Source organism: Pseudoalteromonas sp. SIMBA_162, assembly GCF_046535955.1.
In the GTDB taxonomy this organism is placed as follows: domain Bacteria; phylum Pseudomonadota; class Gammaproteobacteria; order Enterobacterales; family Alteromonadaceae; genus Pseudoalteromonas; species Pseudoalteromonas marina.
This window is the reverse complement of record NZ_JAWJBQ010000770.1, coordinates 1-254: the sequence shown is the minus strand read 5'-3', so window position 1 is coordinate 254 and position 254 is coordinate 1. Positions and strand designations below refer to the sequence as shown.

The 254-nt window shown below is 48.0% G+C and carries 1 pseudogene; it reads left to right on the top strand.

Features of this window, described 5'->3' with window-relative positions:
- Positions 1-254: pseudogene (locus R0J88_RS21770) on the top strand (hypothetical protein); the annotation flags it as partial.

Genomic DNA, 254 nt, shown 5'->3' with positions numbered 1-254 from the left:
TATGACACCTTTGAATTACGGTTAGCCTCGGTGCGTGCTGGTGGAACGCACTACCTCAGAAAACCGCTTGACATTCCAAAATTAGTCTCGCTGTTACATTCTGAGCTTAACCTAGCACCGAGCGAACCTTATCGGATTATGCTAGTAGACGATGACCGCGACCTGCTCAACCTGTACGGAGAATTTCTCACTAATGCTGGTTACAATGTTACTACGGTGACCAGCGCTGAAGAGGCTCTACAGACCATTGAGCA